Source organism: Paenibacillus sp. J22R56 (genome assembly GCF_056269375.1).
Genome location: NZ_JBWDNV010000005.1, coordinates 195,249 through 209,860, shown reverse-complemented (window position 1 = coordinate 209,860; position 14,612 = coordinate 195,249). Strand labels below are relative to the sequence as shown.

Annotated in this window: 17 protein-coding genes; all 17 read left to right on the top strand. The window is 48.4% G+C overall.

The features are described from left to right. Positions 1 to 55 precede the first annotated feature (55 nt). The 17 genes from AC0YNT_RS13930 to AC0YNT_RS13850 all read left to right on the top strand — a co-directional run bounded on the left by AC0YNT_RS13930 (position 56) and on the right by AC0YNT_RS13850 (position 14,603). A complete protein-coding gene (locus tag AC0YNT_RS13930; protein ID WP_475805136.1) occupies positions 56 to 1,528 on the top strand; it encodes a gluconokinase in 1,473 nt (490 codons plus the stop codon). Between the two features lie 84 nt (positions 1,529 to 1,612). Beyond that, entirely contained in the window at positions 1,613 to 2,257 is a 645-nt protein-coding gene (locus AC0YNT_RS13925) for an urease accessory protein UreH (RefSeq protein WP_475805135.1), read from the top strand. A 194-nt stretch (positions 2,258 to 2,451) separates the two neighbouring features. Then, a complete protein-coding gene (locus AC0YNT_RS13920; protein ID WP_475805134.1) occupies positions 2,452 to 2,796 on the top strand; it encodes a hypothetical protein in 345 nt (114 codons plus the stop codon). Between the two features lie 177 nt (positions 2,797 to 2,973). After that, entirely contained in the window at positions 2,974 to 3,423 is a 450-nt protein-coding gene (locus tag AC0YNT_RS13915; protein ID WP_475805133.1) for a hypothetical protein, read from the top strand. Next, positions 3,416 to 3,679, top strand: coding sequence for a YqzN/YkzM domain-containing protein (locus AC0YNT_RS13910; RefSeq protein WP_475805132.1), 264 nt, complete (start codon positions 3,416 to 3,418; stop codon positions 3,677 to 3,679). The genes AC0YNT_RS13915 and AC0YNT_RS13910 overlap by 8 nt, the downstream gene beginning before the upstream one ends. Before the next feature lies 1 nt (position 3,680). Further along, complete coding sequence (locus AC0YNT_RS13905; RefSeq protein WP_475805131.1) at positions 3,681 to 5,036, top strand: phage tail sheath family protein; 1,356 nt, start codon at positions 3,681 to 3,683, stop codon at positions 5,034 to 5,036. A gap of 3 nt (positions 5,037 to 5,039) precedes the next feature. Beyond that, positions 5,040 to 5,489: a phage tail tube protein gene (locus tag AC0YNT_RS13900; RefSeq protein ID WP_475805130.1), complete on the top strand. Its 450-nt coding sequence runs from the start codon at positions 5,040 to 5,042 to the stop codon at positions 5,487 to 5,489. A gap of 35 nt (positions 5,490 to 5,524) precedes the next feature. Then, a complete protein-coding gene (locus tag AC0YNT_RS13895) occupies positions 5,525 to 5,962 on the top strand; it encodes a phage tail assembly chaperone (RefSeq protein ID WP_475805129.1) in 438 nt (145 codons plus the stop codon). A 212-nt stretch (positions 5,963 to 6,174) separates the two neighbouring features. Next, positions 6,175 to 9,210, top strand: coding sequence for a hypothetical protein (locus tag AC0YNT_RS13890; RefSeq protein WP_475805128.1), 3,036 nt, complete (start codon positions 6,175 to 6,177; stop codon positions 9,208 to 9,210). Next, positions 9,200 to 9,850, top strand: coding sequence for a LysM peptidoglycan-binding domain-containing protein (locus tag AC0YNT_RS13885; RefSeq protein WP_475805127.1), 651 nt, complete (start codon positions 9,200 to 9,202; stop codon positions 9,848 to 9,850). Before AC0YNT_RS13890 ends, AC0YNT_RS13885 begins: the two co-directional genes overlap by 11 nt. After that, a complete protein-coding gene (locus AC0YNT_RS13880; RefSeq protein WP_475805126.1) occupies positions 9,847 to 10,809 on the top strand; it encodes an XkdQ/YqbQ family protein in 963 nt (320 codons plus the stop codon). Before AC0YNT_RS13885 ends, AC0YNT_RS13880 begins: the two co-directional genes overlap by 4 nt. Positions 10,810 to 10,825: 16 nt before the next feature. Then, a complete protein-coding gene (locus AC0YNT_RS13875; RefSeq protein WP_475805125.1) occupies positions 10,826 to 11,314 on the top strand; it encodes a DUF2577 family protein in 489 nt (162 codons plus the stop codon). Beyond that, positions 11,314 to 11,790 (top strand): DUF2577 family protein, encoded by a 477-nt coding sequence (locus tag AC0YNT_RS13870; RefSeq protein WP_475805124.1) that lies wholly within the window; start codon positions 11,314 to 11,316, stop codon positions 11,788 to 11,790. Before AC0YNT_RS13875 ends, AC0YNT_RS13870 begins: the two co-directional genes overlap by 1 nt. Before the next feature lie 25 nt (positions 11,791 to 11,815). Further along, positions 11,816 to 12,217, top strand: coding sequence for a DUF2634 domain-containing protein (locus tag AC0YNT_RS13865; protein WP_475805123.1), 402 nt, complete (start codon positions 11,816 to 11,818; stop codon positions 12,215 to 12,217). Between the two features lies 1 nt (position 12,218). Then, a complete protein-coding gene (locus AC0YNT_RS13860) occupies positions 12,219 to 13,229 on the top strand; it encodes a baseplate J/gp47 family protein (RefSeq protein WP_475805122.1) in 1,011 nt (336 codons plus the stop codon). Continuing rightward, positions 13,226 to 13,954: a hypothetical protein gene (locus tag AC0YNT_RS13855; RefSeq protein ID WP_475805121.1), complete on the top strand. Its 729-nt coding sequence runs from the start codon at positions 13,226 to 13,228 to the stop codon at positions 13,952 to 13,954. The genes AC0YNT_RS13860 and AC0YNT_RS13855 overlap by 4 nt, the downstream gene beginning before the upstream one ends. Positions 13,955 to 14,087: 133 nt before the next feature. After that, complete coding sequence (locus AC0YNT_RS13850) at positions 14,088 to 14,603, top strand: hypothetical protein (protein WP_475805120.1); 516 nt, start codon at positions 14,088 to 14,090, stop codon at positions 14,601 to 14,603. Positions 14,604 to 14,612 lie beyond the last annotated feature (9 nt).

The following is a 14,612-nucleotide window of genomic DNA, read 5'->3' as shown; positions in this document are numbered from 1 at the left end:
GTTATGAGGAAAACGTTAGGCACATTATTGGCCAAAGAAAAGGAAGGTTTCAACAATGTCAGATTACATAATCGGGCTTGATATCGGTACGACCAGCGTGAAAGCATGTATTTTTAACCGCATTGGGAATCTTGTTGCAGAAGAAGAAGAGTTCATCCATTCCGAATATCCAGAGGTAGGTCAAGTTCAGCAGGATGCCGTTGTTATAGAGCGATTGGCTGTCCTGGCGGTAAGAAATTCCATTCAGAAAGCAGGCCTTGCAAAAGAAGACCTGGCTGTGCTAGGCTTCTCTGCAGCTATGCATTCACTCTTGTCGGTAAGCTCTGAGGGAGTTCCATTATCTCCTGCATTCATTTGGTCAGACGGCAGAGGGACAGATCAAGCCAATCGTTTTACAGAGGAAGAACGTCAGTATTTATATGCCAAGACAGGTACGCCGATTCACCCAATGTCGCCCTTCTTAAAGCTGCTCTGGATGAAAGAAACCGGATATGAACCGTATCATAAGGCAGCGTACTTCATGTCCATTAAAGAGTATCTTATTTATTGCTGGTTCGGAAAACGGGTCATTGACTACTCTATGGCATCTGCTACCGGATTATTTAACCCTTCAACCTTGAATTGGGAGCCTGAGCTATTGTCTTTGGCAGACATTACGGCTAGCCAGTTGTCTGAGATTGTGGAGCCAACATTCCTGTTAGGTGCAATAAAAGCTGAGATTGCTGAAGAGATGGGGGTTGCTTCATCGCTGCCTTTTGCTATCGGGGCAGCCGATGGTCAGCTGTCCAATCTGGGTATTGGTGCACTACTTCCTGGTGAGGTTGCAGTATCTGTCGGAACAAGCGGAGCGATAAGGCAGGTTACGAATGAAGCGAAAGTGAGCAGTAACGGGGAGACGTTCTGCTACTCTTTTACACAAGATTCCTATATTATTGGCGGTCCTACGAATAATGGTGGTGTAGCTCTTCAATGGCTGAAGCAGCTGTTGAATGATCAGGGCAGCTATGAGGATTTTCTTGCAGAAGCCGGAAAATCAACACCAGGAGCAGAAGGGTTGCTATTCCTACCCTACATAAATGGTGAACGAGCTCCGCTATGGAATCAACGGGCTAGAGGCAATTTCTATGGCATGACGATTGCTCATACCAAAGCACATTATGTGCGGGCTGTTCTTGAAGGGATTACCTTCAATCTATATCAGATTGGCCGGGCGCTTGAGCAGTTGGCTGGTCCTCCTAAGAAAATTTACGTGAATGGCGGCTTATCGCGTTCTCTAATTTGGCTGCAGCTGATGGCGGATATTTTTGAAGCTGAAATTTATGTATCCGAGAATCATCATAGCGCGGCTTGGGGAGCAGCATGGACAGCTCTTGTTGCAATCGGGGAAGAGCAGGATTTTGCATCGATTAAGCAGAATATTCCTATGGGAGAAGCGGTACTGCCAAATCACGAGAATATCGGTTTGTACAAAGCGGTGTACAAGCGTTATGAGAAGTTAGCAAATGCGATTACACCATTGTTTGAATAACCAACTAGATTTCAACTTACGAACTTACACAGGCTTAACTACAGACATCGCAGAAAAAATATATACCTCATGGGGGGATATTGGATGGGTAGTTTATTAACGGTAATGCTTCTTGGTTTAGTGTTGGGAATCAAACATTCGATTGAGCCGGACCACATTATTGCAGTTTCAACAATGGTAAGCAATCAGAAGAAGCTGTGGCGTTCTACGTTAACAGGCATTTTCTGGGGGATTGGCCATACAAGCACTTTATTTATTGTTGGTATGGTTCTTGTGCTGCTTAAGGGAGAACTGCCTGCAGTGTGGGCGATGTCGCTGGAATTTTTGGTTGGGATTATGCTGGTGTATCTAGGTTTTAAAAACTTTGTATCGGTAAAAAAGGCCTATCATCAAACCCATCAACACGAGAAAGCTTCACTCGTTAAAGTGACAATCATCGGGTTTGTCCATGGTCTTGCCGGAAGTGCAGCGATGGTCATTCTGACGTTATCTACTGTTGAGTCGGTATGGGAATGTGCATTATATATTCTTGTATTTGGTGTTGGGACCATTACAGGTATGTTAATTTTTACGACGATACTAGGTATTCCTTTTGTATACAGCAAGACGAGTGTTAGAATTAACCGCGGTTTGATGCAGGCAGCTGGAACCGTGAGCTTCCTTTTTGGACTATTTTATATGTATAACCTAGGTGTGACAGAAGGGCTCTTTGAGCTTTGGGCGAAGTAAGAGCTGCTGGTTAGAGTGGGAATGGATCACGGTGCAGCCGTGGTGCCATTCCCATTTTTTTGCTTTGCATATAGTGCAAACGAACTGTTCACAAACCAGGAAATTTTGGTAAAATAGGTATTACCTTTTATTGGGTAATTGTGTTTCAGTATTGTTGGTCAGGAGAATTTGATGCTGATGGAGGAATGTAGTGCATGCTGTTGCAAGCCCATGTCGATGTTACGGATGAGGATCGTCATAAGGTTAAACAGCTGCTGAGAGCTTACCCGTCAATGAAAGCGGTAGTAGATATTTCCGTGTGGGATCATAGGGCTGACCAAATTGCACAATATGCCGGAAAATGCAAAGCGATCGAACGGGCGCTAGAAGCGCTGCCTTATGAGGGGAAGGAAATTTTGACCCGATGTTTCTTCGAGCAGAAAAAGGATAAATACATATATGAGTTTGTGTTGAAAATTCCAAAAAGTACTTATGATGTCTACAAATCACGAGCCTTACATACGCTGTCTTCCATCTTAAAAGCCTCTAATATGATCTAAAATAGCTGACATGAAAGCTTCCCATTGAGGAGGCTTTTTTTTGTTGGCTTTTTTCATACACAAATTTAGGCATTCCTTAGGCGATTTTGGTACGTAATTCATTCAAGAGGTGTACCGAAACGAAGCTCTGCTCAGCTTACACTAGAACAGATTACCTTCGATAAGGGGCTGGTCGATTTGTTTGCCGACATCGTTTCGATTGCGTCCTTATGCGGGAATATTGTCAGCGCTGAGATGTATATCGGTGATATTCCCGAGGAGAAGACGATCCCGGCTATTGCTTTCCCACCGCCTCGGATAGTTGACAGCCCAGGCAACTTAGTATCGTTTCGCAAGACGTATACGCTGATTATCAAAGTGTTCGAAGCAACGGACAGCAAAGCTTTCACGACTGCGGAAAGTATTGCGGATGCGATCCGCTCACCTCGTTACCGTATCCCATGTCTCAATGACGAAGGAGCGGCAACCGGCGAGTACATTCGCATCGATAAGCTGGATCTGCAGATGGGTGGTACCGGGGAGGCTCAAATAACACTTGAGTGGTCTAGACAGGTTAGCTATGAAAGAGAAACTTACGAGAAAGTGAATACATTAACGGTTATCGAAAGGGTGAAAAGCGATGCCTAGACCAAGGAAAAGCGAGGTCCAGCAGACACCGGCTCAGGTACCTGCGGAAGCCATCGAGAGTGAGCTGGCTGCTGCCGGTTTGGAAACGGTAGAGACGCGCTATTCGACAGAAAGTCTACGGAGAAATGCGCGGAAGCTGTTCCAGGTTAATCCGGAGATTGTGGATGGTGCTTTATACGAGGCGAGTGGTCGAGAGCTTACGATCGCGGAAGCGCAATCGTTCATTAAGGCCTATATGCAAAGGGAGGTTCGTTAAGATGGCAGGAGGAACATGGATTCAAGGCGTGGAGAAGGTAAGACCTGGTTTGTACATGAATTTCAAAATCGCAGCGCTGGAACGGATTAAATCAGGTGATCGCGGAACGGTTACGATGCCGCTTGAACTAAGCTGGGGACAGTCGCATACTTTTCTGAAGATTGAGACTGACAGTGATGTACTTGAATTACTCGGTTACGACATCAATGACCCGAAGGTAATTAAGGTTCGCGAAGCGAAGAAACGGGCTAAGACGCTGCTAATCTACAGGCTGAATGAAGGGGAACGCGCGAAAGCCTCCTTTGGTTCAGATTCCAATGTCACAACAGCAACAGCCGTACATACAGGGTCAAGAGGTAATGATATTACGATTACATCTGAGGATGATCCATCTGGCGCAACAAAGAAGCTTGTAAAAACATTCGTAAGCGGTCGTGTTGTTCATCAACAAATCGTAAGCAGCGTATCCGAGCTGAAGGCTAACGCATGGGTTACGTTCACCGGGGCTGGCAATGTTGAGAAAACAGCAGGAACTCCGCTTGTCGGCGGAGCAGACGGAACGGTAAAAGGCGAAGATCACACCGCTTATCTGGAAGCAACCGAGACGCAGCATTTTGACGTTATTGCTTATCCTTTCTCGGATGCCGGACTCAAGATCTCCTTCATTTCGTTTATCAAACGGATGCGTGAGGAGGAAGGCAAGAAGATTCAAGGCGTCATTGCAGGTACGTTAACGGAAGGAGCTTTCACCAATATTTCCGATTACGAAGGTATCGTAAGTGTTGGTAATGGAGTTGTGCTGCTGGACGGCTCAACGCTTAGCGCGCTTGATGCGGTTGCTTGGGTAGCAGGTGCTACAGCTGGTGCATCCATTATTCAATCCAATACATACAGCGCGTATGAAGGAGCGGTTGATGCGAATCCGCGCCTTAAGAACAGCCAGGTCATCGAAGCACTTAAGAAAGGGCAGTTCGTCTTTGTCCATGATGGCGTGAAGGTGAAGGTTGAGCAGGATATTAACTCTCTGGTCTCTTATTCGCAGACTCGCAATGGACGTTTCTCTAAAAACCGTGTGGTTCGTGTTCTGGATGCCATTGCGAATGATTTCGCCCGTGTGGCAAACGACAGCTACATCGGAAAACTCGATAATAACGCGGATGGACATGCGCTCTTAAAGGCTGCAGCCAACCAATATTTAAGAGACTTGCAGGATGCGGGCGCGATCCAAAACGTCGACTTCATCAAAGATTTTGAGATTGATACCGTCCGTTCTGTCGGTGACGAAGTGTATGTCAATCTTGGGATTCAGCCAGTGGATAGCATGGAGAAATTCTTCTTTACTGTGGAGGTGCGATAAGAGATGGCTAAATTTCGTGCGGACAATACAATTAACGGCCGGGAAGCAAGGCTGTTCATCGATAGTGAGGAAATCGGCTACGCTAAGTCATTCGAAGCGACGATCGAGAAGAACAAGGTGGATATCGCGATTCTCGGTAATCGCTGGCTGGGCAAGAAGACAACCAGCTTAAGTGGAACAGGGACGTTGACCCTTTATAAGGTAACAACGAAATTTTCGAAAATGCTGCTGGAATATGCAACGACGGGTAAGGATGTGTACTTCACGCTGCAAGGTGTGCTTGACGATCCTGGCTCAGGGCGCGGTACGGAGCGGATTACGCTGCTTAACTGCAATATCGATTCGGTAAAGATCGGACAATTCAATGTTGAGGCTGAGGCATTGGAGGAGGAAATTCCGTTTACATTCGAAGGGGCGGAAGTTCCAGAAGCGCTTAAGGATGGCTTTGAATAATACCTGTTTTCACTAGATTGTAGGAGGAATGAACAATGACAACGGCAACAAAATCGATGGGCGTGTTCATGAAAGGGAAGGCGAAGCAGGCTGTAATTGAGGAGGTTGTTGTCTCCCGGCGCTACGAGGACGAAGACGGCAATCCGATTCCATTCCGATTGAAAGCCGTAGACACGAAGCGAATTGAAGATTTGCAGGACGAATGTACGGTGCCGCAATTCAAGAAAGGGAAGAAGGTTGGCGAAGAAGTAGATTGGAAACGGTTCGCCTGCCGCCTTGCTGTGGAAACGACGATCTACCCTGACTTCCGCGATCAAGAGCTGCTAAGCAGCTACGGTCTCGTTGACCCTTGTGATCTCGTGAAGGAGATTCTGAATGTTGGTGGTGAATACGCCGAGTTGATTCAAGCCGTACAGCGTGTAAACGGGTTTGATACAGACTTTGAAGAGCTGGTGGATGACGCAAAAAACTAATCCGCAGTGGTGATTATCATGCGCTGATCTCCCATCGGGTCTGGCAAAAGCATCATGTTGCCCCGCAGGAGCTTTGGCATATGGATGATTACCACCGCGCGTTTATTTATGCTTCCGAATTTCTTGAGATGGATGCGGAGCGCAAATCCGCGCGTGCGCAAGGTCGTAAATGAGCTTAGCAGCGTACGTCAGAAGGAAGGAGGCGGTTACGTATGCCGGCGCCAGCCGCAGCCGTACTTACCAGTGCAGGAATTCAATTCGCAATTAAAAAAGGCGCAAAGAAAAAAGGAGCTTCCGTTTTTCTTAACAGCTTTAAACCTTTTAAGAAAAAAGGCCTCGGGAAGCAGGCGATGCAGAGCATCTCTGGTAAGCAAGCCGCTGGTAAAGCGCCAGCTGCAGCCGCTGAAGAAAAGAAGACATCACTTGCGGATCATTTGAAAAGCATGCAGGAGGTGTTCGGCGGTGTAGGTGAAAAGCTGAAAAGCTTTGGCACTTCTACCGTTGGTGCAGCCGCTGATCTGGAATCCGACAAAATTGGCTTCGACTTTTTGGTCAGCAAGCTGAAGCCGCCTGGCGGCAAAGGCTCGGGCAAAGGGAAGAAAGGACCCGCAAGCGCGGCTGCTCTTGAGAAGTCATTTGCTGATTATTGGGCGGCGCTTCGGGATAATGCCCAGATGACCGCCTTCTCGGCTGATCAGGTATTGTCAGGTGGTATGCAGGCTATCAAGCTGACCAAAGGCGATACGGGCAAGGCGATGCAGCTTGTGAAGCTCGCTGAGGATATGGCTGCATTTAATCCTGGCAAGTCAGTGTCCGAAGCGATGGAAGCCATTGAAGCTGCGAAGGGTAATGACTACAAGAAGCTAGCGGAATTTGGTTTCGAATTCAAGAAGGGCGGCTGGAACAAGTTCCTGAAAGATGCTGATACATGGTTCAAAGGCGGCTCCGCTAAGCTGAACACATCGGCTAACGGGATGTGGGAGATTATTACGGAAGGCGTTAAGGGCTCTCTGCAGAATGCCGGAGTTGCTGCGCTTGAGCAGGTGAAGCCCGTAATGCAGCGGCTTGTGAACTGGCTGAATAACGGAGGCTTCAAGAAGCTCGAGAACATAGCAGCAAAGACGGTTGATGTGCTGGTGAAGAGTTTCCTATGGCTGGCCGATGTGCTTGGTCCGGTCTTTGGCTGGCTGGAGAAGACCCTTGATTGGGTAAGCGCCAACTTCGAGACATTAAGGCCGATATTAAATGGGCTGGTTGCGGCATTTGCCGCCTTTACCGTCATCTCCACCGTTGCTTCCATTATCTCAGGCATTGGCGTATTTATAGGACTTTTATCTAATCCAATTTTCTGGATCGTGGCCGCGATTGGCTTGCTTACCGCAGCTTGGACGGGTAACTGGGGAGGCATTCAAGAGAAAACGAAGGCAGCTATCGACTGGATCGTGAATGCTTACAACGGTTTTGTGCAATCCATGAAGCAGTTTATCGCGGATACAAAGCAGCTGTTCGCTGATCTTGGCGCCTGGATGGATCAGCTTTGGTCCGATGCAGCTACCGGTGTCGAGCAGTTTGTAACGGGGACGATATCGCAATGGAACAAGCTAGCTAGCACGGTCACACAACTTGGTCAAGAGCTTTCAGCTTGGCTAACGCAGACATGGACCCATATTGCAGCTGTAACAACACAGCTGTTAACACAGGTCAGGCAGGCTGTAAGCACGGTTTTCCAATCGGTTTGGGCAACTGTCTCGGGAGTTATGATGCGAATCTATCAATTCCATGCCTTGATCTGGAGTGGTATAGGGAAGATTTTCACCGGTGCAGGCGCGTTTATCATCGGCACGGTCAGGTCCGCTTTCCAGACCGTCAGTGGTATTATTTCATCGGCATTTGACACGATTGTTGGCATTGGGCAAGCCGGGATGGAGATGCTGCGCGGCATTTTCGCAGGGGTTTGGCAAGGAGCAGCAGGGGATCATCTTGGAGCGGTTCAGACCATTCGTAATGCTGTACTGGGTGCGATCGGCAAGGTAGGTGGTTTGCTTACGGGCTTCGCTTCCAAGTCGATTAGTTATGCTCAGAATTTTGTTGCCGGCTATGCATCCGGGCTGCTTGGATTGTACCAGACGGTAAAAGACGCTGTGCTGCCGGTGTATCAGATGGTAACTGAGGCTTGGAGTGACATCTCAAGCTTCGTTGTATCGACCGCGAAAGCGGCATGGTTAGGTTTTCAAACGGCACTCGATGCGATGGAGCGGGGCTTCTGGAATACAATCGGCTTTGTGATGTCGAAGGCACAAGCTCTTCGGCAATGGTTCATGACAACGGCTAGCGCGGTCATCGCCTTTGGTATTCAGACTTTTAATTCCTTTATGGGTTTTGTACGAACAGCAGGACCTGCCATTATTGCTTATCTCCTCCAGACACTTCGTGCTTTCGTGGCGGAATCCGTTAAGTCGTTTTTTGAGGTTGTAGACTATCTGGAGCTTGCCATGTTATCGATCTGGAACAACATCTGGAATAGGTTGTCAGCGATTAAGGCGGTCTTCCTCTCCACCTTTGATACCGTCTCCATTGCTGTCATGAATGCGTTTAGAGCGATGTACAACGGGGCAGCGAATACGCTCAGTGCGCTATGGGGAGTTATATCTCCCGTGTTATCTGGCATTGGAGAGTTCACCTTTCTCATGTGGGGCATTATTATCGGAGCCTTCGCTTGGGGCGTCCGAATCGTGTATGACCTCATGACTGGCCTTGCTCAGCAAGCGATGTCCTTTGGCGCACAGTTCATGGACAGTCTTATTCAAGGCTTTCAGTCCATGTCGGAAAAGCTCTTCCAGACGGTGCAGCAAATATGGGACTCGATCCGTTCAATATTCGGCAGTGCTGCAGCAACCGTCAATATGTCGGTAACACCAATAAATGGAAGCCATTTGAATGGGCTTAACCGGGTTCCTTTCAACGGTTATATTGCTCAGCTTCATCAAGGCGAGATGGTGCTCACTTCAGAGCAGGCGAATCAATATCGGAGCGGGCAGCTGTCCCAGGACCAGCAATCTTCGATGCTGCAGCCGTACAGTCCGGCGGGTGCAGGCTCTGTGAATAATTCGAAATCAGTAGAGATTTCGAACCTGATCGGAGAGATGCATGTTCATGATGATGCGGATGAGAACCGTTTTATCGAGAAGCTGAAGCGGATGTTGGAAGAGGATCTCTTGACGGAAGGAGAAGGCGTGTATGCCGGTTGAGTTCTGGTTCACCTATAACAATGGAGAAGAATCGCTTTGGCTGCCTGTCACTCCTTCCGAGCTTAAGGTGACTGCCGGCTCAGCGAACGAAACAGTAAATGTACAAGGACTGGGACAGGTGACCGTCATACAAGATCCGGTGCTGAAGACGTACGAGTTCTCCTCCCATTTTCCCCAGCATTATGGTCCATATTGCGCCTACAAAGATATCCCTCCCCCTAAGAAGGGAATTGATCAGTTTGAAAAGTGGAAGTACAGCGGATTTCCTGTTCAATTCGTCATCATCAACCCTGAAGGGCAGAAACTGACGGTGTCGGTTACGATCGAATCATTGTCCTACCGAGAGATCGCAGGTGATATTGGCAGCATCTATTATGAGCTGTCCCTTCGGGAGTATAAATATACGAAGCCGCGTACCGTTGAGACCAAAGAGGAGAACGGACAGAAGGTGGCGGAGATTAGCAGCAAAGGGCAGCGCCCCAATCAGACGGTAAAGCCAAAGTCGTATACGGTCAAAAAAGGCGATACGTTATGGGCAATAGACCGGATGGTTGGGGTGCCCTATGAGAAAATAGCAGCCGCTAACGGGATAAAACCACCTTACACGATTTATCCGAATCAAGTGCTGGTGATTCCATGATCCAGGTGCTGCTCGTTGATAATGGAACAACAACAGATGTAACCGCACTTGTAGAAAGTGTGGAATGGTCTGGCAGTTCGCAAAAGGCGGTACGGAAGCTGACGGTCAGCCTGCTTCATGCGAAGGAAGGCGATATCAGTCCCGCTAAGGTGGCGAATGGCACTGGTATCATGCTCAATGACGGCGAACAGGAGTTGTTTCGCGGTATTGTGTTTAACGCAGAATACAAGCCCGGTAAGCTCAGTCTGACCGCTTATGATCAACTCATTTACCTAACGAACAATAAAGATTCCTATGTATTCAAGAGTATGAAGGCTTCGGCAATCCTCAGCAAGCTGTGCACGGATTTCACAATCCCTGCCGGTACGATTGAGGACACTGGGCATGTCATTTCGTATATGGTGTCCGATGAAGAGACGTTGTTCGATATGGTGAAGAAGGCTCTTGCTATTACCTATCGGCAAAAGGGAATACGCTACTCGCTATACTCCAAAGGCGGCAAAGTGCAGCTTGTGCCTTATAAGAAAAATAGCCGGAATTGGGTGATCGAGACCGGTATTAATCTTATCGATTATTCGTATGGGGAATCCATCGAAGAGACGGTGACAAAGGTAAAGCTGCAAGGCGGTGAAGAGAAGCAGACCATTATCGCGACTGCGGAGAACAAATCACTTCAGAAGCAATTTGGTGTCCTGCAGCATTATGAGAAGGTTAAGGAGAAGCAGAACCGTGCGCAGCTTCAGGAGGCGGCAGATTTGCTGCTCGCAGAGAAGGGAAAGGTCAAGAAGTCCCTTAAGCTCGATGAGGTCATCGGGATATCCGAAGTCATCTCCGGTACGGCCATTGTAGTCAGAGTGCCTGAGCTGGATATCGAACAGATCTATGCGGTGGAGGAAGACAATCATCAATTTAACGGACGGTATCACAAAATGTCGCTGACCTTAACGGAGATGACATAAGCGGGAATGAAAGCAGGTGAGTCACTTGTCGCTTGGCGAGCTAATCAAGATGCACAGTATGAAAAGCTTGCGGTCACTTAAGCTGATGGAGCTTATGGAGGCGGAGGTTACGAAGGATCCTCCTGAGCTGGAGATCAAGCTAAAGGGCAGTGACAAGCTGATCATCCCGAAAGAGTTGATTGTTGTTGCCGAGCATCTATGCGAGGTGGTACAGAAGATCAATCTGAATGCAGGCAGCAAGACGGAAGTCGGGAAGCAGTCCTTCGATATGACGATTACCCCGATGCCACATACCTTACCACCGCCCAATAACACCCCTCATGATCATCCGTCGAAGCTTGAGGTCGCTTTGACAGGCAGAAGCTTTGATATGAAGGAAGGCGAGCTTCGTTATATCAATGACGACAAGAAGGATGATCTGCTGAAGAAGGGCGATAAGGTGATGGTGATCACCTTTGAAGGTGGACAGAAGTTTTTTGTGATTGACCGGATTATTCAATATTGATGAAGGCAGGTGTAGTCATGTCGCTTGGGGATTTGATCAAGCAGCACAGCGTCAAGAGCATCCAGGCGATGAAGCTGCCGGAGCTTATGGAGGCGGAGGTCGTCTCCGATGCACCTGATTTGAAGATCAAGCTGAAGGGAAGCGACAAGCTGATCATTCCGAAGGAGCTGATCGTTGTTGCCGAAAGGCTCTGCCGAGTCAAGCGAAAGGTGAATGTGACCAATAGCGGGAAGACGACCATCGGGGCTCAAACGTTTAGCGGCAATACAGATCCGTCATCAACCTTTCCACACAACCATCCATACTCCGTAGAAGTTAAGCTGGCGGACAAAGACTTCAGCTTGGAGGAAGGCGAAATTCATTACATCAATGACGACAAGAAAGACGATCTTCTGAAAAAAGGCGATAAGGTGATGGTGATCACGTTCGAAGGCGGGCAGAAGTTTTTTATCTTCGATCGGATTGTAACCTATTAATCGCTGATAGGAAGGCGGAGAGCATATGGGGCTGACCCCCGATATTAGTTTTCCTGAGTCCATCGTGAAGAAAAAGCCGGTTTTGCGCACGTATAGTCTTGATCTGGAGACCGGCGAAATCGGCAGACAGATCGATGGCCTGGATGCCATCAAGCAATACATACATAAAGCGATTCAAACGATTCGCTTCGCCTATCCAATTTATTCAGATGATTATGGCTGTGAAGTGCAGCTGATGCTGGGCAGAGCGTATACGCAAGGTTTTATTCAAGTAGAGATGATTCGGATGATTACCGAAGCGCTTATTTATGATGAGAGAATCAACCGCGTATATGATTTTGAAATCAGGTGGGAGAACGATGAAGTGATGGCTGCTTTTAAGGTAGATTCGACACAAGGTTTGATTCGGTACGAAGGAGTGTTGTAGCTTGGACGGTACTAATACGCTTAGCTTCGAGTCAAAGCTGCAGCAGCTGCTTGACCGAGTCGATAATGGTCTGGATAAGAGCGAGGGTTCAATCATCTATGACGCTCTTGCTCCAATTGCGATGCAGCTATGGATTGAAGAGAGCAAGTTCCGCAGTATCCTGGAGCAGGCCTTCGCCGTTACGGCAGAAGGAAAGTTCCTCGACCTAATCGCAAGAGATTATGGGCTTGAGCGGACACCAGCCGCAGCTGCCTTAGTCGAACTGACGTTCACTGGTGTAGTAGACGCTGTTATTCCAGATGGCACAACCGTCGGGATTGAGAATTCCGATATTTCGTTTGCGACCACATCGGAGACGGTCATCGGCAGCCAAGGGAAAACAACGGTATTGGCCAGATGCAAGCAGCCTGGCGTGCTAGGCAATGTGAATGCAGATAGCATCCGTCTTTTATTTGATCCCGTAAAGGATATTTGGACGGTTAACAATATACGCCCGGCGGCGGGAGGTCTGAACCAGGAGCCGGATGAAGCGCTGCGGAGCCGTATTTTATACCAGAAACGTAACCCTGAGCATGGCGGGACCGAATCGGATTACAAACGATGGGCATTATCCGTTACTGGCGTTACGTATGCGGAGGCGATCAACTGCAGCCGCGGCTTAGGTACTGTCGATGTCGTGGTTGGCGCGGATGGCGATTTGGAGCATGTATGTCTGGAAGTGCAGAACCTCATTGAGCTGAAGAAGCCGCTTGGTGTCGATGTCATTGTGAAACCGGTTATTCCGGAGCCAATGACCGTTAAGGTGAAGGTTATTGGACTGAATGAAGCAGCGGCCAAAAATGCGGTTTACGCCTACTTGCGGAAGGTCGATATTGGCGGGACGATCTATTTATCGAAAATCGTAGCGGCCTTAATAACAACAGGCGCGACAGATGCATCCATTGTCGAGCCTAAAGCAAATCTGGAGCTGCCTATTGACCGAAGCCTGCAGGCGGAGGTGATTATTTTATGACCTCACCGCTTATTCAGTATTTACCGGACTATTATCACGAGAGCAGGCAAATGAATGCCATTATGGATGCAGCGGATCCAGATATTCCCGATGTTGAGGGACGACTGTTGCATTCGCTGTTTCTGTCAGAATCTCCGGATGAGTGGCTGTATTTGTGGAAGCAGGAGCTGCAGGAGGAGGAGCGTGAGGCGCTTCTTGCCAAGCTTCGTTCATCCGGAACTCTAAACAGAGAGACGATTAACGCACTTGGTTTGTCCGTCATGGAGACATTCAGGTTAAGCTCGGATGATGGTTATACCTTGTCGGGTGATGATGCGATGTTCCCGGATGGTGAGTTTTTTGGTCCTTTAATTACTGCGATCTACGTCAATCCAGATCAAGTAGAGGTCGTTCGGAAGCTCATTCAGATCAGCGGCTTTGCCGGGTTTAAATATTGGCTGGCCGTTACGCTCAAGCAATCGGTGAAGCTCGATAATCCGAGAGCCGGCACGCTTAGGAGTCTTTATCCAGGACCTGATAACGAGACCAAGCTCAATTATGAAGAGGTTAGCGGTTATAAGGTCAGCACAGGACTTATGGCGACCCTTTCTTCCAGCAGCAAGGCGGATGCAGCGCGTGGTGCCTGGTGGTCACCGGGTATCTTTTTCACCGATTCGATTACCTTCACAGAGAAGGAGCTGCGCATCCAGCAGTCAGCGGTTACCGTTGTTCCAGCAAACCCTTAGGAACGCGATAATTCTTAGGAACATGCTTACGAAGTAAGAATTAACGCAAAGAACGCGATAATTCTTAGGACTATGCTTACGAAGTAAGAATTACCGCAAAGAGCGCGATAATTCTTTTAAGGAGGAAAAACAGATGGGAGTCAGTTATACAGCATCGGTTGCCGGAATGCGGGCGTTTCAGGCGCTTCATTTGGTCCGTACCGACAATATATGGGTTGGGATTGGCAAGCAGGCGCCATGGAATGAATCGGACAGCGTGCCCGAAGTGTCAGGTTCTTCGCAGCTTAGCGAGCCGATCGGTTACAAGAAGGCAGAGAAAGTCCGATTCGTTGTTCCCGATGCAGAAGGCGACATTATCCAGTTCGAGCAGCGCTGGAAGATCATCACGGAAGAGGAAGCGATGTTAAGTCTCGTCCGCTGGGTATATGTAGCCGCCTGGATTACCGGAACAGAGCTGCCCGCTGTCAGTTATCGGCAAAGTGCAATTGTAACGGATCTGGTATTGGCAGAAGCTACACTGCCCGGCAAGCTTGCTGTTACCGCAGAGGAAGTAAGCAGTCACGGATATGCTCTGGTCGTCAATAACCGCTCACCGATTCATCGGACGGAAGATCAGCGGGAGTTTCTTGAATTTATTGTGGAGTTCTAGGAGGAGCGC

Excerpts from the sequence above, each read along its gene's own strand:
- AC0YNT_RS13930 (WP_475805136.1), top strand. The coding sequence starts at position 56 with ATGTCAGATTACATAATCGGGCTTGATATCGGTACGACCAGCGTGAAA.
- AC0YNT_RS13925 (WP_475805135.1), top strand. The coding sequence starts at position 1,613 with ATGGGTAGTTTATTAACGGTAATGCTTCTTGGTTTAGTGTTGGGAATC.
- AC0YNT_RS13920 (WP_475805134.1), top strand. The coding sequence starts at position 2,452 with ATGCTGTTGCAAGCCCATGTCGATGTTACGGATGAGGATCGTCATAAG.
- AC0YNT_RS13910 (WP_475805132.1), top strand. The coding sequence starts at position 3,416 with ATGCCTAGACCAAGGAAAAGCGAGGTCCAGCAGACACCGGCTCAGGTA.
- AC0YNT_RS13905 (WP_475805131.1), top strand. The coding sequence starts at position 3,681 with ATGGCAGGAGGAACATGGATTCAAGGCGTGGAGAAGGTAAGACCTGGT.
- AC0YNT_RS13900 (WP_475805130.1), top strand. The coding sequence starts at position 5,040 with ATGGCTAAATTTCGTGCGGACAATACAATTAACGGCCGGGAAGCAAGG.
- AC0YNT_RS13895 (WP_475805129.1), top strand. The coding sequence starts at position 5,525 with ATGACAACGGCAACAAAATCGATGGGCGTGTTCATGAAAGGGAAGGCG.
- AC0YNT_RS13890 (WP_475805128.1), top strand. The coding sequence starts at position 6,175 with ATGCCGGCGCCAGCCGCAGCCGTACTTACCAGTGCAGGAATTCAATTC.
- AC0YNT_RS13885 (WP_475805127.1), top strand. The coding sequence starts at position 9,200 with ATGCCGGTTGAGTTCTGGTTCACCTATAACAATGGAGAAGAATCGCTT.
- AC0YNT_RS13880 (WP_475805126.1), top strand. The coding sequence starts at position 9,847 with ATGATCCAGGTGCTGCTCGTTGATAATGGAACAACAACAGATGTAACC.
- AC0YNT_RS13870 (WP_475805124.1), top strand. The coding sequence starts at position 11,314 with ATGAAGGCAGGTGTAGTCATGTCGCTTGGGGATTTGATCAAGCAGCAC.
- AC0YNT_RS13865 (WP_475805123.1), top strand. The coding sequence starts at position 11,816 with ATGGGGCTGACCCCCGATATTAGTTTTCCTGAGTCCATCGTGAAGAAA.
- AC0YNT_RS13855 (WP_475805121.1), top strand. The coding sequence starts at position 13,226 with ATGACCTCACCGCTTATTCAGTATTTACCGGACTATTATCACGAGAGC.
- AC0YNT_RS13850 (WP_475805120.1), top strand. The coding sequence starts at position 14,088 with ATGGGAGTCAGTTATACAGCATCGGTTGCCGGAATGCGGGCGTTTCAG.